This is a genomic window from Gilvimarinus sp. 1_MG-2023 (genome assembly GCF_030548285.1).
Window position 1 is genome coordinate 114140 of sequence record NZ_JAUOSC010000005.1, and the last position, 21041, is coordinate 135180.

The window sequence follows — 21041 nt, forward strand, 5'->3', positions numbered from 1 at the left end:
AGTGAGGCTAGGGTGAACGACGGACTTAAACAAAGACTGATAGGTGCGCTGGTGTTGGTCGGTATCGCTGTCATTTTTCTGCCCGGCTTTTTTAAAGAGCAGCAATTGCATCAAGTCGATACCAGAACGCAAATACCCGCCAGGCCCGATACGGTGGAGGTGGTCATTGAGGCGCCCAAGCCCATTCTCGACGAGTCACTGCCAGACCCAGACCGGCTTTATCTGCCTAGGTCTAACCAGCCTGTAGCTGAGCAATGGATTGATCCTGAGTCAGAGGGCAAAGCAAGCGCGAGCTCGTTAGGTATAGCCAGCGCTGCCTCGTCAAGTGTTCAAGCGTCGACCCCACAGGTGGCATCAACCTCACAACCCCAGAGAGATCGGCCTGCAAAACGCAAAGATCAATCCGCCTCAAGTACCCCAAAGCTCGATGCCTGGGTGGTGCAGGTTGCCAGTTTGCGATCCTCAGAATCGGCGCAAGCACTGCGAAAACGCCTGCAAGAGAAAGGTTATAAAGCTTATGTACGCTTGGCGCAGACGGGGCAGGGTGAGGTTAGCCGAGTGTTTATTGGTCCCAAGCTGGACCGGGCCTTAGCGGAGGCGGTAAAACAAGAGGTTGACCCGGTATTTAAGGTCAATTCTATGGTGTTACGCTTTAAGCCATAAAAGCGATTGGATTATGGGTATGATGCGGCCCCTCGCTCTGTTAAAATTTGCGCCTTTCTTGATTTCGGAGACACCGCCTGCATGAATTGGGCAGACTGGACAATCATTGGCATATTGTCTGTATCTTGTTTGATTAGCCTCAAGCGCGGTTTTGTCAAAGAAGCCTTATCTCTTGCTGTGTGGGTCGCGGCCTTTATCATTGCTATGCTCTTTAGCGACCGCTTGGCAGCACTGATGACAAATTTAATCGAAACCCCTTCACTGCGGGCAATAGCGGCTTTTGCGGCTCTGTTTGCAGCGACCTTGGTGGTCGGCGCCATGGTGAATTACCTGATTGGTGAGCTGGTTCGATTGACTGGCCTATCAGGCACCGACCGCTTGTTCGGAATGGTTTTTGGTTTGGTTCGCGGCGCTGTAGTGGTGATGGCAGCGGTGATTTTGCTGCCCGCGATGGTGCCCGTCAATGAAGATGCCTGGTGGCAACAGTCGGTTATGATTCCCCATTTCTTGGTATTTGAAGATTGGGCTCGTGACACCACGCAATTAGTAAAAGACTGGGTCATGGCTCTGTTCGATGACGAAGCTCTTTAATCTTTTAGCTCCATACATTTGCTTTATACAAAGGTAAGACAACTATGTGCGGTATTGTTGGCATTGTCGGAAAACGCGACGTCAATACTCAGCTCTATGATGCGCTGACTATTCTTCAACATCGCGGTCAGGATGCCGCAGGTATTGTTACCTGTCAGGAGAACGGGAAAGTAGCTCAGCAAAAAGCTAATGGCTTGGTGCGCGACGTGTTTCGCACCCGCCATATGCAGAGGTTGGTGGGCAATATTGGTATTGGCCACGTGCGCTACCCCACCGCGGGCAGCTCTGGGCCCGCTTTGGCGCAGCCGTTTTACGTCAACTCGCCCTACGGTATTGCTCTGGCTCACAATGGCAATTTAGTCAATGCCGATAAGCTCAGCGAAGAGTTATTTAAAACTGACTTGCGCCATGTCAATACTGACTCTGACTCCGAGGTGTTGCTCAACGTGTTTGCACACGAGCTACAGCAGCAGGGTAAGCTGGTGCCAGCCGAGGCCGATATTTTTGCCGCAGTTGAAGGCGTACATAAGCGCGTCAGCGGTGGTTATGCGGTGGTCGCACTGATTGCCCGCTACGGTGTTGTTGCCTTTCGCGACCCTAACGGTATTCGCCCGCTGGTTTACGGCAAACGCATGACCGATAAGGGCGAGGAGTATATGGTTGCCTCAGAAAGTGTGGCGCTGGACGTGCTGGGCTTTGAATTGATAGGCGATGTGGCTCCGGGTGAGGCGGTTTACATCACCTTTGATGGTCAGCTACACCGCAAACAATGCGCCGCAAAAACCGCACTGACTCCCTGTATTTTCGAGCATGTGTATTTTGCTCGTCCAGATTCTATTATGGATGGCGTCTCGGTGTATAAAGCGCGCTTGCGCCAGGGTGAGAAGCTGGCCGAACAGATTTTGGCCGAGCGCCCTGAACACGATATTGATGTGGTGGTTCCAATACCGGACAGCTCGCGAGTGGCCGGTCAGGCGCTGGCCTACAAGCTGGGGGTCAAGTTTCGCGAAGGTCTGATTAAAAATCGCTACATTGGCCGTACCTTTATTATGCCCGGCCAGCAATTGCGTAAAAAGTCGGTCAGGCAAAAACTCAATCCTATTGAGCTGGAATTCCGCGGTAAAAATGTTCTGCTGGTAGACGATTCCATTGTGCGCGGAACAACGTGCCAACAAATCATCCAAATGGCTCGCGAAGCGGGCGCGGCGAAGGTGTATTTTGCCTCGGCAGCACCGGCGGTGATTTACCCCAATGTCTACGGTATTGATATGCCCACGACAAAAGAGCTGATCGCTCACGGGCGCAGTCAAGATGAAGTGTGTGAAGACATTGGTGCCGATTGGCTGGTCTATCAAAAACTCGACGACCTCAAAGCGGCTTCGGCTGATGGTGGCAGTGGTGTCACCGAATTTGACTGCGCCGTGTTTGATGGTCAGTACTTAACCGGTGATGTCGATCAAGCTTACCTGGATGCACTTGAGGCCAGCCGCATGGAAGGTAAGGCGAAAAAGAAGAAAGAGTTACGTGCAAAAGAAGAGGAAAGCCCCATCGGTTTGCACAACGACGGCGAAGATTTGCACATCCATTGATGGACCATAACTATGAGTGACGCAAGTGATTTAAACGAGGCGCTGCAAGGGGCGGGTATTGATACACTCGCTGTCCGGGCCGGCCAAGTGCGCAGTGACGAAGGCGAGCACAGTGAAGCGCTGTACCTCACCTCAAGCTATGTGTTTGCCGATGCGCAAGAGGCTGCCGACCGCTTTTCGGGTGATCAACCCGGCAATGTTTATTCGCGCTATACCAATCCGACTGTACGCACCTTAGAGGCGCGTATTGCGGCCCTGGAGGGCGCCGAGAGTGCCGTGGCAACGGCATCGGGTATGGCGGCTATTCTGGCCACTTGCATGGCTTTTTTACAGGCCGGTGATCAAGTGGTGTGTTCTCGCAGTGTGTTTGGCACGACCACGGTTTTATTTACCAAATATATGTCGCGCTTTGGGGTTGAGACGGTCTTTGTTGACCCGACCGATTTTGACCAATGGCAAGCGGGGATAAGTACGAATACCAAACTGGTCTTTGTCGAAACGCCCTCTAATCCTCTATGCGATATTGTCGATATTGCCCGGCTGGCGGATGTGAGCCATCAAGCCGGTGCACTGCTTGTGGTTGACAATTGTTTTTGTACCCCAGCTCTGCAAAAGCCCTTAGAGTTTGGGGCGGATATCGTCGTGCATTCAGCCACTAAGTATATCGATGGCCAAGGCCGCTGCCTGGGCGGCCTCGTGGTGGGCGCTCAAGTTCATATTGAAGAGGTGCTTGGCTTTATTCGCAGTGCCGGTCCGACCATGAGCCCCTTTAATGCGTGGGTATTTTTAAAAGGTTTAGAGACTCTGCGCTTGCGTATGGATGCACACAGCGCCAATGCCATGGCATTAGCTCGGTGGCTGGAAGCACAGCCCGCGGTGGAAAAAGTATTCTATGCCGGTTTAGCGCATCACCCAGGACACGCGCTTGCAGCTAAACAGCAGCGTGGTTTCGGGGGTGTTTTATCTTTCCGGGTTAAAGGTGGGCGAGAGCAGGCGTGGCAAGTCATCGATGCCACGAAAATACTGTCACTTACAGCGAACTTAGGTGATGCTAAAACAACCATCGTGCATCCGGCGACTACCACTCACGGCCGGCTGAGCGATGCGCAAAGAGCTGAAACCGGTATCACGGAAAACCTGATACGTATTGCGGTAGGCTTAGAAGACGTGCAGGATATACAAGCAGACCTAGAGCGCGGTCTAACATTGATTTAAAACGAGGTAAGTCGTGCGAGACAATGTATCGCAAGTAGTGGCTGAGGTTGGTAAAGTTCTGTTGGGCAAAGAGCGGGAGGTTCAACTGGCATTGACCTGCTTACTTGCCAACGGGCATTTGTTAATAGAAGATTTGCCCGGCATGGGGAAAACCACCTTGGCACACGCTTTGGCCAAAGTGGTTGGACTGAATTACCAGCGAGTGCAGTTCACCAGTGATATGTTGCCAGCCGATATTCTCGGTGTTTCTATCTTTGATCAAGCTGCCAGCGAGTTCTCTTTTCACCCCGGACCTATTTTTAGCCAGCTATTATTGGCCGATGAAATCAACCGCACTACACCGAAAACCCAAAGCGCTTTGCTCGAAGCAATGGAGGAGCGGCAAGTTACGATAGATGGCGATACCCGCCCATTGCCGCAACCCTTTTTTGTGATTGCCACGCAAAACCCCCAGTCACAAATGGGCACCTTTCCTCTGCCCGAATCGCAGCTCGATCGCTTTTTGATGTGCATTAGCTTGGGCTACCCAGACCCTGAGGCCGAGATGGCGTTGTTCAAAGGCGGAGACTCGCGCCGACTGATCGATCAGCTGCCCACCTTAATGACCCCGGCCACACTGTTATCGATTCGCCAGGATATCGAGAAAATCAGCGCCTCAGACAGTGTGTTGTCTTATTTACAAAGATTGGTGCATCTAACTCGGCACGACTCGCAATACACCCACGGTCTCTCTCCGCGCGGTGCACTGGGTCTGCTGCATTGCGCTAAGGCATGGGCATATATGCAAAATCGCGATTACCTTATACCTGAGGATATTCAAGCGGTGGTGCCCTCTGTGGTGACTCACAGAGTTATGGCCGATAGCTTTAGTGAGCAGGCCCCCATGGAAAAATTACTGCAAAGCGTCGATATATTGCCTTAAGTTTCCCGCTTTACCGAGCGACATTCTGACTTTCACTGTGATTTGTCATTCGACAAACACGTTATTTCGAACTATAAATAATTAACTAGGCGCGTAAAGTTGCATTTGATGCGCCTTAGGTGAGTTTTTTCAGAGTGTCTAAAGCGGGGCCATACTATGGCAGCGACTTTTTTTGGCCAATACTTACAAATCAAAGGCATTATCAGTCAGTCGCAACTTTCCGATGCGCTGTCACTACAACATGCTAACAACAAGACCTTGGGGCAACTTGCCGCCGATATGGGGTATTTAAGCTCCGATCAGAGCTCGCAAATTCTTCTCCGGCAACGCCACAGCGATCACTTGTTTGGCGAACTCGCCCAATCCTTAGGTTGGTTGAATGATCAGCATATACAGCAGTTGCTCGCCCGCCAGCAGGCAGAACATCTCACACTAGGGGCAGCACTGATTGAGTTGCAGTGTCTCACCGAGTCCCAACTACAACACTTATTAGCCGACTATCACTATTGGAATTTACGCAACCAGCGTGAGTGTAATAAGCGAGTGGCGCAAAGCCATTTAGCCCCACAGGTGGAAGGGTTTTCCTTTTTATTGGAACGCCAGCTGCAACGCGAATTTGGTTTAATAGCGCAAACCAACTATGTTTTCCCCAAACACCCCAGCGCCTGGCCCGAGTGGAGTTGGGTAATGAAGGGGGGCGTGGCCGACTCTTTGGTGGGAATTGCCGCTGCGCCTGCTTTTGTGCAAACACTGCAAGAGCGCCGACTGTCTTGGCAGGGCTCAAGACTTGCGTCCATAGATAATACAAACAGGCTTCAATCGAACGAGAGTACATCCAGTATTGTGGGTGCTGCAGTCGCCGCTGAAGATTTCTTTGATCGTTTACTGCAGCAGTTAACGGAGGATATCGAACAATCGTCACTGGAAGTGCTCAACGCTCATAAAGACACACCGCCCGCCAGTGTCGACAGCTTGTGCGTAGGCTACTCGGTTGAGGGGAAACCATTGCAAGTTTATTTTAGTGCTGCGTAATATGGTAGGCTGAACGTATTTAAGGCAGCTTTACTTGTGCAGACGAGTCACCGATTAGAAACCCTCTTTTGGCGCTGGACCGAACGGCGCTCACCTCGCGCTCGTCAGGTAACCCTGAGGCACCGCTCGATTTATGTTGTGCCCAGCCTCTCATCGCTCGGATTTTTGTTGGCGACTGTTTTACTGTGGTTACTGGGCACCAATTATCAAAATAATTTAATTTTGGCCACTAGCTTCTTTTTGATCGCTCTTTTTTTTATTACGATTTTGCACGCGTTTCAAAATCTATCCGGTATTAAGCTATCAGGGCTCAATACCCAACCGGGGTTTTGTGGCGAGATTTTTCATATTGCCATCGAGGTGGCAGCTTCGGCTCAGGGTAAAGATCATTATTTAACCTTAACTGAATCTGCGCAATCGGAGGTTTCAGTGGTTGTGCCCGCCAGGGGGGTGGTCAAGGTCAATTTACCGGTTCAAACGCAAACTCGCGGTTGGCTTTCATTGGGTCGGTTAATGGTTAAAAGCCATTACCCGCTGGGGCTAACCCGGGTGTGGTCGTGGGTGTATTTGGATGCACAGGCATTGGTTTACCCCCAGCCCAAGCCTGCTCAATTGGCTCTGCATTTTGGCGCCGATGGTGACAGTGAAGACGGCGCGCGGCTGTTGGCTGACGATGATTTTATCGGCTTTGCCGATTACCAACCCGGCGCTCCTCTCACGCATGTGGCCTGGAAACAGTATGCCCGAGGCGGAGAACTGCAATTGAAGCAATATGGTGGTGCCGAGCAAGATAGCTTGTGGTTGGATTATCAACGCTTAATGGGTGATGTAGAGACTCGCCTGTCGGGGCTATGTTATTTGGCGTTGCAGTGGCAAAAGTCAGGTCGTGATTACGGTTTATTATTGCCGGGGCTGCGCATTGAGCCTGCCTGCGGGGAGTCGCACTTACACAAAGTATTAAAAGCCTTGGCGCTGTTTGATCTGAGGGACGTTTCGTGAGTGCTCGCCACCTTTCCTTACCTGTATCGACACTCGGTTGGCTGTTGATCACGCAGGCGCTTATTCTGCTACCGCTCACGGTTCAGTTACCCATTTGGCTAACAGGGTTAGCGTTGGTGGTGATGGTCTGGCGCTTGCAATCGAGTCGTGGTCGTTGGCCGCATTTTGGGCGCTGGTATAAAGTACTGGTCGCCCTTGCGGTGATGGCGGGGTTGGCCGCAACCTTTCGCAACCTGGCCATGAATGCCATGGTGTCACTGTTGGTGGCAGGCTTTGTTTTAAAACTATTAGAGCTACACAAGCCTGGCGATGTGCGCGCGCTCAGTTATTTGGGCTATTTCGTTATCGGCACCCAGCTTTTGTATACCTCAGGGTTTGTCGGTTCTGTTTACGCTTTATTGTGCGTGTTAGTCATGACCGTTACGCTGATGGTTAATCATGTTGGAGCTGTACCCGCCGGGCAGTTCAAGCCGATCCGAAAGGTCTTTATGATGTCGGCGCAGGCCCTGCCGATTATGTTGGCTTTATTTTTTTTAGTGCCGCGCATCGGTTCGCTCTGGACGGTACCGCTTAATAGCGCTACGGGTACAACCGGGGTGAGCAGCAGTATGTCACCGGGAGATATTGCCTCGTTAATGCAATCGGATGAAGTCGCTCTGCGGGCCACTTTTGAGGGAGATATACCCGAGTCTCGCCAGTTGTACTGGCGCGCTTTAGTGCTCGATCATTTCGATGGGCGCACCTGGAGTCAAAGCTCTATTCAAGATGTAAAAGCACGTAGCTTTACTCGCTGGCGTGAGAGCGATCGAGAGCTACAAGTCAGCGGAAAGCGATATGATTACGAGGTGATGCTTGAGCCAACTGATGAAAATTGGCTGTACACCCTAGCGGCGCCGGCCAGTTACTCCGAGGGTATTTGGCTCAGTCGGGGTATGACGCTCTATCAGCGTGATGCCGTGTCTCAACGCCAGCAATACTCGGTGACCACTCACGTTAATTACACCAACCAGGCCGAGGGGCTGAGTGAGTTATTGCGGCGAGTGTCGTTGCGGATTCCCCATGACAGCAACCCCGCAACGCGAACTCTTGCTGAGCAATGGCGACGACAAACCCCGAATGATCAAGCATTAATTCAGCGCTTTTTGGACCATATTCAAGCGGACTTTTCTTATACTTTACAGCCACCCACTCTGGGAGTGCACAGTGTAGATGAGTTTTTGACTCAAACTAAAGCGGGGTTTTGCGAACATTTTTCCAGTAGTTTTGTGTTTTTTATGCGCGCCGCAGGTATCCCGGCCCGTGTGGTTGTGGGTTATCAGGGGGGTAGAATAAACCCAGTGGAAGGCTACTTAACGGTACGCCAGCTCGACGCCCACGCTTGGGCGGAAGTTTGGCTGGAGGGGCAAGGCTGGGTTAGGGTGGACCCGACCTCTGCAGTGTCGCCCGAGCGAATCGATCGCGGCGTGCAATACTCTTTAGATTCGGCAGATTCTGAACTCTTAGGCGATGCTTGGAGCCGACGCTTTTTTATGCTGAGCAACCTGCAATTGCGACTGGATGCTTTTAATTATCGCTGGCATCGCTGGGTTATGAATTACGATAAAGCCAAACAAAAAGCGTTTATGCAAAAATTGTTTGGCAGCAGTGCCCCTTGGTTGATGGTGCTTTATGTAATGGCGGCAGCAGGCATTATGGTTGTGCTGATTTTATTGCCAAATTTTGTGGGTAAGAGGGCACAAAGACGGCCATTTGTTGAGCGGTGGTACGAAAAATTGTGTCAGCAGCTGGCCGTTCAGGGGTACCCGCGCAGATCAGGCGAGGGGGCGCGTGATTATGCGCAAAGAGTTGGTCAAGAAGTCCCGGAACTGGCTCAACTTTTGGCGGAATCGACCGCGCTGTTTGAGCAGGCGGTCTATCAAAATGAGCAGGTATCTCACTCTCGTTTACGTCTTCTATTGCATCTCATTAAGTCTAAAAAATACCGCTAACTCAATGCGCTGTCTTGTGGTGCGCGATTTACGCAATTCGCACCATTATAATGCCTCTGCTAATGCCTGGGCACTATTGTAGTGCCTTAAATTGGTTCCAGCAATTAAAAATACTCTCTAACTTATTGAATTTATTGCTTAAATTCAATGGGCATATATTGTGCATATATTGGTCCGCGCTCATTAAGGGTGCGCCCTGGCATCGGGGTAAGCCATGCCCTAACTTTTATAGTTTAACGCTGGTGCACATCACGTGGCTTTGTAACCGAAAGTTGATGGTTTAACCAATAATAAAATCGAATTAAGACGACGAAAGAGTATTTGATCTTTATGAATATTAAGCATCTTTGTAATCTTCTAATGGTTGGCCTATTGGCGCTGGCCCTTCCCGCTTCTGCAGACACTTTAAACGGTGCTAACACTGCCTGGATTTTAACGGCAACGGCTTTGGTGTTGTTTATGACCTTGCCAGGTCTGTCGCTGTTTTACGGTGGTTTGGTTCGGGCTAAAAATATCCTGTCTGTGCTTATGCAATGCTTTGCCATTGCTTGTATAGCTTCTTTATTATGGTTAATTGTGGGCTACACCCTAAGCTTTGGTGAGGGCAACGCCTTTATCGGTGACTTTAGTCATGTGTTGTTTGCGGGCCTGAGTAAAGAGAGCTTGTCGGGAGATATTCCCGAGCCATTATTTGGCTTGTTTCAGATGACCTTCGCGGTGATTACCCCCGCGCTCATTGTCGGCGCATTTGCCGAGCGCATGAAGTTCTCATCGATGCTGATCTTCTCATCCTTTTGGTTGCTAGCGGTGTATGTACCGGTATGCCACTGGGTGTGGGGTGGCGGTTTCCTTAGCCAGTGGGGACTGCTGGATTTTGCCGGTGGTACCGTGGTGCACATTACCGCTGGGGTTGCGGCCTTGGTGGCCGCCTTGGTGATCGGCCGGCGCGACGGCTTTGCTACCATCGCGATGCCACCGCACAATATGACCATGACCGTAACCGGGGCGGGTATGCTCTGGGTGGGTTGGTTTGGTTTTAATGGTGGCAGTGCTCTGGCTGCCAATGGCGACGCCGCCATGGCCATGTTAGTGACACATATTTCTGCCGCCGCTGGCTCTTTGGCCTGGATGACCGTCGAGTGGATTAAGTTTCGCAAACCCAGCGTATTGGGCATTGTGACCGGCATGGTGGCAGGCCTTGGTACGATTACCCCAGCCAGTGGGTATGTGGGGCCGGGTGGAGCTCTGGTTATCGGTTTGTTGGCCGGTGTTATCTGCTTCTTTATGACACAAACCGTTAAACGAGTGTGGAAAATTGATGATTCGCTCGATGTGTTTCCGGTGCACGGTGTTGGCGGTATTCTAGGCACTCTATTGGCCGGCGTATTTGCCTCACCGCATTTGGGTGTATTTAGTGGCTACGGTTTTTCCGACGCTGTGGATGGCATGAGCGGTCAGGTTTGGGTGCAATTTTTAGGGGTGATTATCACCTTTGTCTATACCGCTATTGTCACCTGGGTATTATTGAAAATAACCGGGGTAATGACCTCAGGCTTGCGTGTAACCCGTGAAGAAGAGCTTATAGGCCTGGATATAACCATGCACGAAGAAGAGGGCTACAAACTGTAATTTTAGTATCTCTCTTAGCGTAAAAAGCCCGCTTCAAAGCGGGCTTTTTTGTTTGAGCTGTTAAGATTAAATATGTGAAATTACTGAAAGGCTATCAGAGCGGCGGTGACGGCAACGTTTAAAGATTCGACCCCATTGTTCATTGGGATTTTAACCCAGTGCGAACATAGCGCTTGAGTAGCTTGACTCACTCCGTGGGTTTCATTGCCTAAAATATAGACATTGTGACCGATTGGGCTCTGCGCCAAGGTATTGGATGCGTGGGATGAAAGTCCGATCAGGTTACACTCTCCTGTGCCAAGGGTTTTGAGGGCCTCGGCTAAGGTGCCTTGTATTTGCACAATTGGTGCGCGAAATACCGTGCCGACACTGGCCTTAATCACCAGTGGGTCAATTTGAGCGCAGCCTTTGCTAGGCAATAAAATAGCATCAATGTTGCCCGCACAAGCAGAGCGAATAATCATTCCCAGGTTCTGCGGGTTGGTAATGCCATCGAGCGCGAGCACACGCATGGTTCTGGTGGCGGGCGCTTTAAGCTTTTCAGACAGCTGTTCTAGGGTTTGAAATCCGGGGCAGAGTAAGTCGGCGGCCACGCCCTGATCTTGCTTGGCATTTTTTGATATGCGCGATAGCGCTGATTTATCGTGGTAGAGCACCTCGGCGCCTTTGCTGCTGGCCAGCTCGATAATTTGCCGCACCATATCGCCCGGCTTGTTGCTGCTGGCTAAATGTAAGCGATGCACTTGAATGGCATTGTTTTGCAGCGCTTCTAAAACCGGTTTGCGGCCGTAAATGGTGAGCATTCGGTTATAAAAGCGCTTTTTGGCGAGGTAGTGATCGGTATCACTTTGGCTCATAGGTAGTACCCCAGATTGTCTCAGGGGCGAGCATACTTATTTAGCGCGCAGATAACAATCTTCATCGTTATCGAGCAGAGCCGAGAGTACATCGCGACGACTCATAACGCCGATTAATTTGTCTTCGCTGATCACCGGATAAATTTTGGGTTTTTGTTTGATAATGAATTCGGCCACCTCGACAATCGATTGGTCTGGCTTAACGCTCAGTACCTCGGTTGACATAACGCTTGCCACACTGGGTGGATCCTCGCAATAAAAAGCACCCTGTAATATTTCCTTAATGCAGTCTTGCTCTGAGACAAAACCAACTACTTTACGCTGCTCATCGACAACTGGCGCGCCGGTTGCTTTGGCAGCCAGTAGTTTGTGAACGGCTTGCAGTAAATTGGTATTGCGGTCAAAAACTAAAGGGTCCGTTTGCATGTAATCTCTGACGAGAATTGAATGCATAGTGCCTCCTACTTTTGGGTTGCTTATGCACGAGGGGCAATGCCTCGTGTTGCGGTGGGCATTGCGTCTTGTGACAAGCTTAAAACAACACCTTCCTATACACAGTGTAGCTTAGTGAGTGCTTTACTGCTCGCAGATAGCCCGGTAGGCCTCGACCGCTGACGCCATTCCCATACGCAGGGCATCGACGGTTAACGCGTGTCCGATTGATACCTCAGCAATATTGCCAATGCGCAAAAAATCGGGCAGGTTGTCTAGGTTAAGGTCGTGTCCGGCGTTAACTTGTAAGCCAAGCTTTACCGCATGTTCCGTGGCCAGGCGGTATTGTTGCAGCATTTTATCTCCGGCGGGAGTGCCGTAATGCTCAGCATAGGGGCCGGTGTAAAGTTCAATACGCTCGACGCCGTATTTGTGTGCCAGCACAATTTGTTCGGGATCTGGATCCATAAATAAACTGACCCGTACCCCTTGCGCATGCAGTTGTTGAATGATGGGCTTGAGCGTTTCACCGCTTTTGTATAAATCAAAGCCGTGATCGGAGGTGAGCTGGTCATTGCTGTCCGGCACCAACGTGCACTGATCGGGATTGGTTTCTGCCACCAGTGCTAATAATCCCGGGTAATTGCCACTAGCCGCGGCAAAGGGGTTGCCTTCAATATTAAACTCTACATGGGTCGAGGCGTGACATAGCGCGGCCAGTTCGCGAACATCACTGGGCCTTATGTGTCGCTGGTCTGGGCGAGGGTGGACGGTCAGACCAGTAGCGCCAGAATCTAAGCAGATGCGCCCAAACTCTGTGACATCGGGGAAGTTGCCGGTGCGTGAATTGCGAATCAATGCGATTTTATTTAAATTGACACTTAGCGCGGTAGTCACTGGGCAATCATGTCCTTAAGCTTGGAGGTGGGCTGCATTTGCTCAAAATGGTCGCCGCGACGGGTTTCTAAAATGCGTACCGCTGCATTGGGTGCATCGGGGAATGCCCGAAAAATACCGCGCGGCTCATCGACTATTTTTTGCACAACCGCTTCACCTTTGATCACTTTAGCAAAAACCGCGTAACCGGCTTTTCTTTCCGTGGCATCCAAGTTTTCGTTATGTTTTAAGTTGATAAAGAACTGACTGGTAGCACTGTCGACCCGTCGGGTGCGCGCCATGGATAGGGTTAAATAGGAATTCTTTAATCCGTTGTCGGACTCGTTCTTAATTGGCTCTAGGGTATCTTTGAGTTTAAAGTCAAAGGTGAAGCCCCCGCCTTGCACTACGAATCCTGGTAACACGCGATGAAAAATAGTGCCTTCGTAAAAGCCACTGTCAACATAGGCCAGAAAGTTGGCGACACTAAGGGGGGCTTTTTCAGGGTAGAGCTCAATCAGCATCGTCCCTAAGTCTGTTTTCATGGTGACATAATGCTCTGTTGGCGCGGGTGTATCGGAGCGGTCAGTTTGCTCAGCGCTGGTCGGTACCGCCAAGCACACAAACATAATCAAAGCAGAAATACATTTAACAATCGATGGCATCAGGGTGATTCCTTAGTGTTAGCCCCATTCAGAACGACGCTTGCGCCGGCCTAAAGCTTGTAAAAGAAGTGACACGATAATTCCGGCAATTAAAATGCCGGCACCAAAAATCCACTGTTGATAAGTGTGGCTGCTCATCAATCGCTCGTTTTCGGTTTTTAAAACTTCGTTATCCGTTTGCAGTAGTTGGTGACTTTCGCTTAATTTTTTGTTTTGTTCGTTGAGAGCAACCGCACTGGAGGACAGTTTTTCTAATTGAGCAAATTCACTTTGCACGTTTTGGTGTTGCTCAGACAGTCGCGCCAGTTGAGTCTTAAGCGTTTGATTCTCTTGTTCCAGCGCCTCGTTGTTGTCCAAAAGCTGGGTTTGGTCACCGTCAAGTTGGGCCATTTTAGCCTCGAGTCGAGCAAGCTTGATGGCGGCGGTGGGTTCGTCGAGCAGATACTGAGAACGAATCCAGCCCTCGAGCCCGTTTGGGGTTCGCACCATTGACCACTCGTTTTCACTGTCGTCCGTGTCTGATTTAATCAATTCAAGTTGAGTGCCACTGACCAGCCCACGATGCACAATTCGGTACTGATTACCCATACCGCTGCGCAGTGGAACCCGCAGTTCATCCCCGACAAAACGCGTAGCCGCATAGACGCTTGGTGTCAGTGTAAGTAGCACCATACATAAGGTGGCGGTAATAATGGCGGAAAATTTGGCCTTGATCACTGGAATACCCTTAAATGTGGCTGTGTTTGGCGAATGCATTGTAACTTATCGTGACGTGAAGTCTTGTCAACCCTATCACGCCCAGCGCCGTTGTCTGGGTTAAGGTAAAGCCTTTTTATACGGCTTCACACTGATCTTTTGATAAACCCCAGATGTATAAAAAGGATCACTGTCAGCCCAGTCTTGCGCTTCACTCAGGGAGTCGAATTCGGCGACAATAAGAGACCCGGTGACACCGGCCGCTCCGGGTTCATTGGCATCGACGGCGGGAAAAGCACCGGCCAAGATGAGCCGACCCAAATCTCGCAGCTCATGCAATCTAGCCATGTGGGCAGCGCGAGATTTGGCACGCAGTGGTTTACTGTCTTTAACATCTTCGCAAATGATGGCGTAAAGCATGGCAACCTCTCTATTTAATGGGCGTTGATAACGTCTTCGAATTCGAGCTCGGTCAATTGGCGAATACGACGGAATAAATAGAGCAGAGCAATCATCATAATGACGGTGGCTGGTAGGGCAATCACAGGAAAACTCATGGCGGTCATTTTGCCCAACTCAGCGTTAAACTCGGCTGTGCCTGGTGGGCTTTGCAGCAGCCATTTCGCCAGCACATAGTTGAGAAAAGACGATAGAAAGAAGGAGCCCGCCACCAGATAGGTTGCATTGCTAAGCGCTCGATCAAATTGGGCGTGTTTATCGTGTTGAGTTAATCGCTCGCTGATCAGATCGGTTTTTAAGACTTTGTCGTTGTACAAAAAGGTCCGCACCAGAGGAAATCGCGTTTTCATTGAGATAAGTGTGGCCAAACCAATCAGGCCGGGAATGGCTGCCTCTTTGATGGCGATGTATTTGGGGTCTAACTCCATTAAGCTAATGCCGCCGGTTAGGAGTATGCTGATGGTGCCCAGAATTGAAAAGGCGTTGTATTGGCGCCGTACAACAAAATCTTTGATGCCATAAAACAGAGGAAACGCTAGGGCGACCACTAGAGCATTGCGTGTTCCCAAGTATTCATCACCACTTAATTTGGTGAGAATCAGCGTGGGAATGACAATATTCAGTAGAATGTTGAAAAATAAGCTCTCTTTTTTGGGGTTTTCTTTGGCGGTGTTGGAAGTTTGCGCGTCTGCGGAAGTCGAAGGCGCTTCTTTTACAGCTTTATCAGTGGCAGAATCGGTCATGTTATTTCACTTTACCCGGGTGAGCGTAAACGCTTGGGCATGATAGCGTTTTAAAAGCCGACATTATACGTCAGAAACGAGGAAAATGGGTTGACCATCGATCTACATATGCACAGCCAGTGTTCAGATGGGGCGCTTTCCCCCAGCGAACTTATGCAGCGAGCACACGAGCAGGGGGTGACGGTAGCGGCGCTGACCGATCATGACACCTTGGCGGGCTTAGCCGCTGCGCGAGTTGCGGCTGAATCTCTGCAGATGGGCTTTATCGACGGCATTGAATTTTCCAGTCGCTGGGGAAAGATTGGCGTCCATATTGTGGGGCTGGCACTGGACGTAAGCAGTGCACCATTACAACAAAAAGTGGCGGAGCAAGGGCTAGCCAGACGCGAGCGCAATGAAACAATCGGCCACAAACTGGCGAAAATCGGAGTTGCGGATGCCTATCGGCGCGCCTGCGATCTCGCTCAGGGCGAGCCGGGCCGCCCCCATTTTGCCCAACTTTTGGTTAATGATGGACTGGTGCCCGATTCCGCACGGGCGTTTAAAAAGTATTTAGGTTCGGGCAAGGTGGGGGATATACGGCTGCAGTGGCCAGCCATGAATGAGGTCGTCGACACTATTAAAGCCGCCGGTGGCGTGGCCGTGCTGGCTCACCCGGCTAAATATGGTCTGACGCGAACAAAATTGCGCGCCATGGTGGCCGATTTTGCTGAGTATGGTGGCGATGCGATAGAGATTATCAGTGGTCAGCAGCCCGCCGGGGTGGCGCAAGATCTCGCTAATATCGCCCAGGAGTTTGGTTTAAAGGGGTCGCAGGGGAGCGATTTTCACCAACCTGGCCTGCCTTGGCAAGAGTTGGGTGCCATTGGCGTTTTACCTGAAACCGTGGTGCCTATTTGGCAGCATTGGTAATACAGGTGGTTTTGCGAGTGATATTAAGAGCGAATATTAGAGTAATAGCACCGATTCAAGAACAATAAGCGCTGGGGTGAATTTCTTATTTGTATAACGCCGCCGGCAAAATTATAATGGAAGCTTCCGGCCGCGAGGCCCTATAGCCTGAGTAAAGGATGGTGATGTGGCGCAATTTTTCCAGGTACACCCCGATAATCCCCAGCCGCGCTTGATCTCTCAAGCCGTCGATATCGTTCGCAGCGGCGGTATTATTGCCTACCCGACCGATTCGGCCTATGCGCTTGGCTGTCATATTGGTGACAAAATGGCTCTGGATCGCATCCGTATGATGCGCAAGTTGGACAAACACCATAATTTCACCTTGATGTGTCGCGATCTGTCAGAGATTGCGACCTATGCCCGTGTCGATAATCAAGTGTTCCGTCTGCTTAAAACGCACACTCCGGGTCCCTATACCTTTATTCTTGAAGGCACCTCTGAGGTTCCCAGACGCCTGCGCCATCCCAAACGTAAAACCATTGGTTTGCGTGTGCCCGATAACAATATTGCGCTGGCTCTGTTGGAAGAACTCAACGAGCCGCTGATGAGTAGCACTTTGTTATTGCCAGGCGATGAGTTCCCGCTGACGGATCCCTATGACATACGCGATTTGCTAGAGCATCAAGTGGAGCTGGTGATCGACGGTGGGTTTTGTGGGCTGGAGCCTACCACTGTGGTTGGGCTAACCGATGGCACCCCCGAGTTGGTGCGCCAAGGCAAGGGTGATTTCTCGGCCCTGTTAGCCACTTGAATAGCCCTTTGAATCATTTGCATAATGAGCGTGGAGTAAGCCCGTACAGGTTTGTAATAGGCAGTAGCGCCTTGCGTTTGTTACGGTTAATGTTGATGCGATCAATAAACTTCTCACAGCTACTAGCATTTCTGCCACACGCAATGATGCAATTTATAGACTCTGGAGTCTGGGGCGAGCATGAACGAAACCGTTGAGCCACAAGATGTTGCTGTCAGCGCTGATGTAACGGCTCCGGAAACATCTGAGCCGCACCCCGAGCAAGGCGAAATGCCCTTCGCGATGGTGCAGGGCAAAGCCTATACTCAGCTGCCCAAAGATTTGTATATTCCGCCCGATGCGCTCGAAGTCTTTCTTGAGGCCTTTGAGGGGCCTTTGGACTTACTGTTGTACTTAATTCGGCGTCAGAATCTCGACATACTCGATATTGATGTATCGGAAATTACGGCCCAATACATGGCTTATGTCGATTTGATGGATGCCGATCATTTCGAATTGGCCGCTGAGTATCTGGTGATGGCCGCTATGCTGGCCGAGATTAAATCGCGCATGTTATTACCGCGCTCAGTAGAGGAAGAGGAAGAGGGGGAAGACCCACGAGCCTCTTTGATTCGTCGACTGCAAGAGTACGAACGTTTCAAGCAAGCCGCAGAAGATATTGATGAAATGCCCAGAGTGGGGCGCGATGTGCATCAAGCCAACGCCGAGGCGCCAGATCGCAACCTGACCAGGCCCGATCCCGAGTTGGAGTTGCAAGAACTTCTACTGGCTCTGTCGGAAGTGTTGCGGCGTGCCGATATGTTCGAAAGTCATCATGTAGAGAAAGAAAAACTGTCTACCCGCGAGCGCATGGCGCAAGTGTTGGATAATTTGGCGGGGAAGAACTTTGTTCCTTTTGTCAGCTTGTTCAAAGTTCAAGAAGGCCGCTTAGGGGTTGTGGTGACTTTCTTGGCGGTTATGGAGTTGATTAAAGAATCCTTGGTGGAAATAGTTCAAAGCGAATCTTTTGGTGCAATTCACGTAAAAGCGAAAACCCAATAGTATGGAAATTCTACAACTACAAGCCATTATCGAGGGGGCGCTGCTGGCTGCCGGTGAGCCCTTGTCGCTAAAAAAGCTCGAAACACTGTTCGAAGATGACGAGATGCCAGAAAAGACACAATTTGAAGAGGCATTACAAAGAATTAATGAATCTTGCCAGGACCGCGGTTTTGAACTGAAAGAAATCGCCTCGGGTTGGCGTTTGCAGGTACGCGAAGAGCTAGCGCCCTGGATCAACCGTTTGTGGGAAGAAAAACCGCAAAGATATTCTCGGGCTCTACTGGAGACTTTGGCTCTGATCGCCTATCGCCAGCCGATTACCCGTGGTGATATCGAAGAGATTCGCGGCGTGGCGGTCAGCTCACATATTATTAAAACGCTCACCGAGCGCGAATGGGTTAAAGTCGTTGGCCAGCGCGATGTGCCCGGCCGTCCATCACTGTACGCCACTACGCGCCAATTTTTAGATTATTTTAATTTAAAAAGTTTGGATCAATTGCCGACCTTGAGTGAAATTCGCGATATTGATGAAATGAATTCAGCCTTGGACCTCGGTGGTAATCGGCCCGCTGGTGAGTTGACCGAAGAGCCGGCCGACAGAGACACTGATGTTGATCTCGACTCTGATCCCGATTCGGCGCTACAACCACAGTTGTCCACTCAAGATGAACTGGAGCCGGATGCACAAGTGACCGTACAGGGCGTGCAAAGTGATGAAGACTCGACGAACACCGACCCCGAACACCTTATCGATAGAGACGATAACAGTGAGACAATCCCCGCTGCGGATACAACCGGTAGCGATGAAAACAACGACGATATTAATGCGGTAAGTCCGCCTGAACACTCCCATGATGATGGGGCGCTTGCGTCCATTGCCGATTCTGAAACCGAAAGCGATGAGCGGAGCGTTTAAAACAGACGCCACAATATGGTTAAAAAAGTTAAGCAAACACAGGATCACAAAGAAGAAGACACTACCGTGCCCGCCATGGATCAGCCCGATGAGAAACTGCAAAAAGTTTTAGCGCGGGCCGGTATAGGCTCACGCCGTGAAATGGAGCGTTCCATTTCAGCAGGGGTAGTGACCGTAAACGGCCGCCCTGCGACCTTGGGGGATCGGGTGACGCCTGAAGATGTTATTACCCATCAAGGTAAAACGGTTAAGACCAAAAACGAAGTAAGCCGGCGCCGGGTGATTTTGTATAACAAGCCCGAGGGGGAAATTTGTTCGCGCAATGACCCTCAGGGTCGACGAACCGTCTACAACGCGCTGCCACGATTGTCGGGAGAGCGCTGGATCTCAGTGGGGCGACTCGACTTTAACACCAGCGGTTTGCTGCTGTTTACCAACGATGGCGAGCTAGCTAATCGTCTGATGCATCCATCCTCAGTCATTGATCGTGAGTATCTGGTGCGTATTCAAGGTGAAGTTGATGAGGCTATGAAGCGCCGACTGGTAGAGGGGGTGCTGCTCGACGATGGCACTGCACGTTTTACCGATGTTGTCGATGGCGCGGGTGAGTCCCGCAATCGTTGGTTTTATTGTGTTGTCATGGAAGGGCGCAACCGTGAAGTGCGCCGCCTGTGGGAGTCGCAAGGGGTTCGTGTCAGCCGCTTAAAACGTGTGCGCTATGGCAATATCTTTATTCCGTCTCACGTTCGGGTGGGGCAATGGTTGGAGTTGAACAACAAAGAGATTACCGACTTGTGTATGACCGCTGGCATCGAACCGGTCAAACGTTCCAAGACGGATGATCCTGACTTTAAACGCCAGCGTGAGAGACAGGAAAAGCGTTTGCGCGCTGGTCGTGGTAAACGCCCCGGTAGAGCAAAGCCGCCTGCCAGACCCAAGGGCCCGACTAAGCCTTAACTCCAGTGGCGGCGTCGAGTGGTATCTGGGCCGGCTCGCAGCAACTGCGGTTGCGGCCCTGGTGCTTGGCGTCATAGAGTGCGCGATCCGCTCTTTCCAGTAAGGCCTGTAACGGTTCGCCGGCATCCATACAGGCACTGACCCCAACACTGATCGTGGGGCGAATATGAGCTCCGTCCATTACTATATCGATTCTCTCCACCGCTCGGCGCAGCCTTTCGGCGGTAATTAATCCACCGGCGGCGCCGGTGTCACTGAGCAGTACTGCAAACTCTTCACCGCCGTAGCGGAAGGTCATATCCGTTGCGCGACTGACTTCTTTCAAGGTAGTGGCGATCTGTTTTAGAACGTCATCGCCACGACTGTGGCCATACTTATCGTTGATCTGTTTAAAGTGGTCAATATCCAACATCACCAAAGCAAAAGCTTTACCATTGCGCTGTAAGCGCTGATGCTCGCGTTCTAAGGCCGTGTCGAGTGCGCTGCGGTTGCCCACTTCTGTCAGTGGGTCAACCAGAGCCATGCGCAATGCTTGTTGGTATTTCTTGGCGTTGTTTAGTGGAAAAGCGAGTGACGCGAGTAGGGTCTCTAGCATCAACTGTTGATTTTCGCTGAATCGGCTTTTTCGAAAGAAGGTGATTTCTCCCAAATTACTGCCAGGCAAATTCATGGTGTAGTGACAGCGGTGAAGCGAGCGCTTGCCGACTAGTACTTTACCTAGAATCACGTCTTCGTAAACCAAACCGTGGTATTGCACCAGTTGTTGTGAATGCTTGAAAAACAACGTCAGCAGCTCGGTTGCTTCCAGGCTAATTTGCAAGGCGTGGGCTAAGCGGGCCCGTACGTCCAGTAAGGCCGAATTGGCGAGCTGTTCACTTATCAGTTCAGAGGCGATGGCTTCAGTGCCGATACCTGAAGATAAATCTGCCATAGTCTTTCCGCTCTTGTGTATAGGTGAGCTATCGGTAGCGATAGCGTTGATTGAAAGGTGTACAGCGAATAACGTGCCAAATGTGAGGGTGGTGAATAAAGGGTTTTAAAAACAATAGCTTATGCTTATTTCTCA

At 50.8% G+C, this 21041-nt stretch carries 22 protein-coding genes; 14 read left to right on the forward strand and 8 right to left on the reverse strand.

Annotation, left to right across the window (positions count from 1 at the left end; all coding sequences use genetic code 11):
• Nucleotides 1–12: 12 nt before the first annotated feature.
• From Q4563_RS08390 to Q4563_RS08430, 9 genes are all read left to right on the forward strand, one after another.
• Nucleotides 13–663 carry an SPOR domain-containing protein gene (locus Q4563_RS08390; RefSeq protein WP_303604245.1) on the forward strand — a complete coding sequence of 217 codons (651 nt, stop codon included), beginning with the start codon at nt 13–15 and terminating at the stop codon, nt 661–663.
• Between the two features lie 81 nt (nt 664–744).
• Nucleotides 745–1254 (forward strand): CvpA family protein, encoded by a 510-nt coding sequence (locus Q4563_RS08395; RefSeq protein WP_303604246.1) that lies wholly within the window; start codon nt 745–747, stop codon nt 1252–1254.
• A 44-nt stretch (nt 1255–1298) separates the two neighbouring features.
• Nucleotides 1299–2843 (forward strand): amidophosphoribosyltransferase, encoded by a 1545-nt coding sequence (purF, locus tag Q4563_RS08400; protein ID WP_215975503.1) that lies wholly within the window; start codon nt 1299–1301, stop codon nt 2841–2843.
• Between the two features lie 12 nt (nt 2844–2855).
• On the forward strand, nt 2856–4058 hold the full coding sequence (locus tag Q4563_RS08405; RefSeq protein ID WP_215975504.1) for an O-succinylhomoserine sulfhydrylase: 1203 nt from the start codon (nt 2856–2858) through the stop codon (nt 4056–4058).
• A gap of 13 nt (nt 4059–4071) precedes the next feature.
• Nucleotides 4072–4980 carry an AAA family ATPase gene (locus tag Q4563_RS08410; protein ID WP_215975505.1) on the forward strand — a complete coding sequence of 303 codons (909 nt, stop codon included), beginning with the start codon at nt 4072–4074 and terminating at the stop codon, nt 4978–4980.
• A 156-nt stretch (nt 4981–5136) separates the two neighbouring features.
• Entirely contained in the window at nt 5137–6012 is an 876-nt protein-coding gene (locus Q4563_RS08415) for a hypothetical protein (RefSeq protein ID WP_303604247.1), read from the forward strand.
• Between the two features lie 36 nt (nt 6013–6048).
• A complete protein-coding gene (locus Q4563_RS08420; protein ID WP_303604248.1) occupies nt 6049–7011 on the forward strand; it encodes a DUF58 domain-containing protein in 963 nt (320 codons plus the stop codon).
• Nucleotides 7008–8999, forward strand: coding sequence for a transglutaminase TgpA family protein (locus tag Q4563_RS08425; RefSeq protein ID WP_303604249.1), 1992 nt, complete (start codon nt 7008–7010; stop codon nt 8997–8999). Before Q4563_RS08420 ends, Q4563_RS08425 begins: the two co-directional genes overlap by 4 nt.
• A 360-nt stretch (nt 9000–9359) precedes the next feature.
• Nucleotides 9360–10628 carry an ammonium transporter gene (locus tag Q4563_RS08430; protein ID WP_303604278.1) on the forward strand — a complete coding sequence of 423 codons (1269 nt, stop codon included), beginning with the start codon at nt 9360–9362 and terminating at the stop codon, nt 10626–10628.
• 80 nt (nt 10629–10708) lie between these two features.
• Here the strand turns inward: Q4563_RS08430 and Q4563_RS08435 are convergent, their stop codons facing one another.
• The 7 genes from Q4563_RS08435 to Q4563_RS08465 form a co-directional block, all read right to left on the reverse strand.
• Nucleotides 10709–11485: a TrmH family RNA methyltransferase gene (locus tag Q4563_RS08435; RefSeq protein WP_303604250.1), complete on the reverse strand. Its 777-nt coding sequence runs from the start codon at nt 11483–11485 to the stop codon at nt 10709–10711.
• 36 nt (nt 11486–11521) lie between these two features.
• Nucleotides 11522–11938 (reverse strand): CBS domain-containing protein, encoded by a 417-nt coding sequence (locus tag Q4563_RS08440; RefSeq protein WP_215975510.1) that lies wholly within the window; start codon nt 11936–11938, stop codon nt 11522–11524.
• A gap of 123 nt (nt 11939–12061) precedes the next feature.
• Nucleotides 12062–12814: a pyridoxine 5'-phosphate synthase gene (locus Q4563_RS08445; RefSeq protein ID WP_303604251.1), complete on the reverse strand. Its 753-nt coding sequence runs from the start codon at nt 12812–12814 to the stop codon at nt 12062–12064.
• Entirely contained in the window at nt 12811–13458 is a 648-nt protein-coding gene (locus Q4563_RS08450) for a peptidylprolyl isomerase (protein WP_215975512.1), read from the reverse strand. Before Q4563_RS08450 ends, Q4563_RS08445 begins: the two co-directional genes overlap by 4 nt.
• An 18-nt stretch (nt 13459–13476) precedes the next feature.
• Nucleotides 13477–14175 (reverse strand): TIGR04211 family SH3 domain-containing protein, encoded by a 699-nt coding sequence (locus tag Q4563_RS08455; RefSeq protein ID WP_303604252.1) that lies wholly within the window; start codon nt 14173–14175, stop codon nt 13477–13479.
• A 99-nt stretch (nt 14176–14274) separates the two neighbouring features.
• Nucleotides 14275–14574 (reverse strand): YciI family protein, encoded by a 300-nt coding sequence (locus Q4563_RS08460; protein ID WP_303604253.1) that lies wholly within the window; start codon nt 14572–14574, stop codon nt 14275–14277.
• Between the two features lie 14 nt (nt 14575–14588).
• On the reverse strand, nt 14589–15356 hold the full coding sequence (locus tag Q4563_RS08465; protein WP_303604254.1) for a VC0807 family protein: 768 nt from the start codon (nt 15354–15356) through the stop codon (nt 14589–14591).
• 90 nt (nt 15357–15446) lie between these two features.
• On the opposite strand from Q4563_RS08465, the gene Q4563_RS08470 reads away from it, so the two are divergent.
• The 5 genes from Q4563_RS08470 (at nt 15447) to Q4563_RS08490 (ending at nt 19975) form a co-directional block, all read left to right on the forward strand.
• Entirely contained in the window at nt 15447–16268 is an 822-nt protein-coding gene (locus Q4563_RS08470) for a PHP domain-containing protein (RefSeq protein WP_303604255.1), read from the forward strand.
• A gap of 166 nt (nt 16269–16434) precedes the next feature.
• Entirely contained in the window at nt 16435–17061 is a 627-nt protein-coding gene (locus tag Q4563_RS08475; protein WP_215975515.1) for an L-threonylcarbamoyladenylate synthase, read from the forward strand.
• A 180-nt stretch (nt 17062–17241) separates the two neighbouring features.
• On the forward strand, nt 17242–18102 hold the full coding sequence (locus Q4563_RS08480) for a segregation and condensation protein A (protein WP_215975516.1): 861 nt from the start codon (nt 17242–17244) through the stop codon (nt 18100–18102).
• A gap of 1 nt (nt 18103) precedes the next feature.
• Nucleotides 18104–19018 (forward strand): SMC-Scp complex subunit ScpB, encoded by a 915-nt coding sequence (scpB, locus tag Q4563_RS08485; RefSeq protein WP_303604256.1) that lies wholly within the window; start codon nt 18104–18106, stop codon nt 19016–19018.
• Nucleotides 19019–19093: 75 nt separating this feature from the next.
• A complete protein-coding gene (locus tag Q4563_RS08490) occupies nt 19094–19975 on the forward strand; it encodes a pseudouridine synthase (protein ID WP_303604280.1) in 882 nt (293 codons plus the stop codon).
• Here Q4563_RS08490 and Q4563_RS08495 read toward each other — a convergent pair.
• Complete coding sequence (locus tag Q4563_RS08495) at nt 19965–20906, reverse strand: GGDEF domain-containing protein (protein ID WP_303604257.1); 942 nt, start codon at nt 20904–20906, stop codon at nt 19965–19967. The two genes, Q4563_RS08490 and Q4563_RS08495, sit on opposite strands and share 11 nt — an antisense overlap.
• Nucleotides 20907–21041 lie beyond the last annotated feature (135 nt).

Excerpts from the sequence above, each read along its gene's own strand:
- Q4563_RS08440 (WP_215975510.1), bottom strand. The coding sequence starts at position 11,938 with ATGCATTCAATTCTCGTCAGAGATTACATGCAAACGGACCCTTTAGTT.
- Q4563_RS08450 (WP_215975512.1), bottom strand. The coding sequence starts at position 13,458 with ATGCCATCGATTGTTAAATGTATTTCTGCTTTGATTATGTTTGTGTGC.
- Q4563_RS08435 (WP_303604250.1), bottom strand. The coding sequence starts at position 11,485 with ATGAGCCAAAGTGATACCGATCACTACCTCGCCAAAAAGCGCTTTTAT.
- scpB (WP_303604256.1), top strand. The coding sequence starts at position 18,104 with ATGGAAATTCTACAACTACAAGCCATTATCGAGGGGGCGCTGCTGGCT.
- Q4563_RS08490 (WP_303604280.1), top strand. The coding sequence starts at position 19,094 with ATGGATCAGCCCGATGAGAAACTGCAAAAAGTTTTAGCGCGGGCCGGT.
- Q4563_RS08430 (WP_303604278.1), top strand. The coding sequence starts at position 9,360 with ATGGTTGGCCTATTGGCGCTGGCCCTTCCCGCTTCTGCAGACACTTTA.
- Q4563_RS08460 (WP_303604253.1), bottom strand. The coding sequence starts at position 14,574 with ATGCTTTACGCCATCATTTGCGAAGATGTTAAAGACAGTAAACCACTG.
- Q4563_RS08405 (WP_215975504.1), top strand. The coding sequence starts at position 2,856 with ATGAGTGACGCAAGTGATTTAAACGAGGCGCTGCAAGGGGCGGGTATT.
- Q4563_RS08415 (WP_303604247.1), top strand. The coding sequence starts at position 5,137 with ATGGCAGCGACTTTTTTTGGCCAATACTTACAAATCAAAGGCATTATC.
- Q4563_RS08395 (WP_303604246.1), top strand. The coding sequence starts at position 745 with ATGAATTGGGCAGACTGGACAATCATTGGCATATTGTCTGTATCTTGT.
- Q4563_RS08495 (WP_303604257.1), bottom strand. The coding sequence starts at position 20,906 with ATGGCAGATTTATCTTCAGGTATCGGCACTGAAGCCATCGCCTCTGAA.
- purF (WP_215975503.1), top strand. The coding sequence starts at position 1,299 with ATGTGCGGTATTGTTGGCATTGTCGGAAAACGCGACGTCAATACTCAG.
- Q4563_RS08480 (WP_215975516.1), top strand. The coding sequence starts at position 17,242 with ATGAACGAAACCGTTGAGCCACAAGATGTTGCTGTCAGCGCTGATGTA.
- Q4563_RS08465 (WP_303604254.1), bottom strand. The coding sequence starts at position 15,356 with ATGACCGATTCTGCCACTGATAAAGCTGTAAAAGAAGCGCCTTCGACT.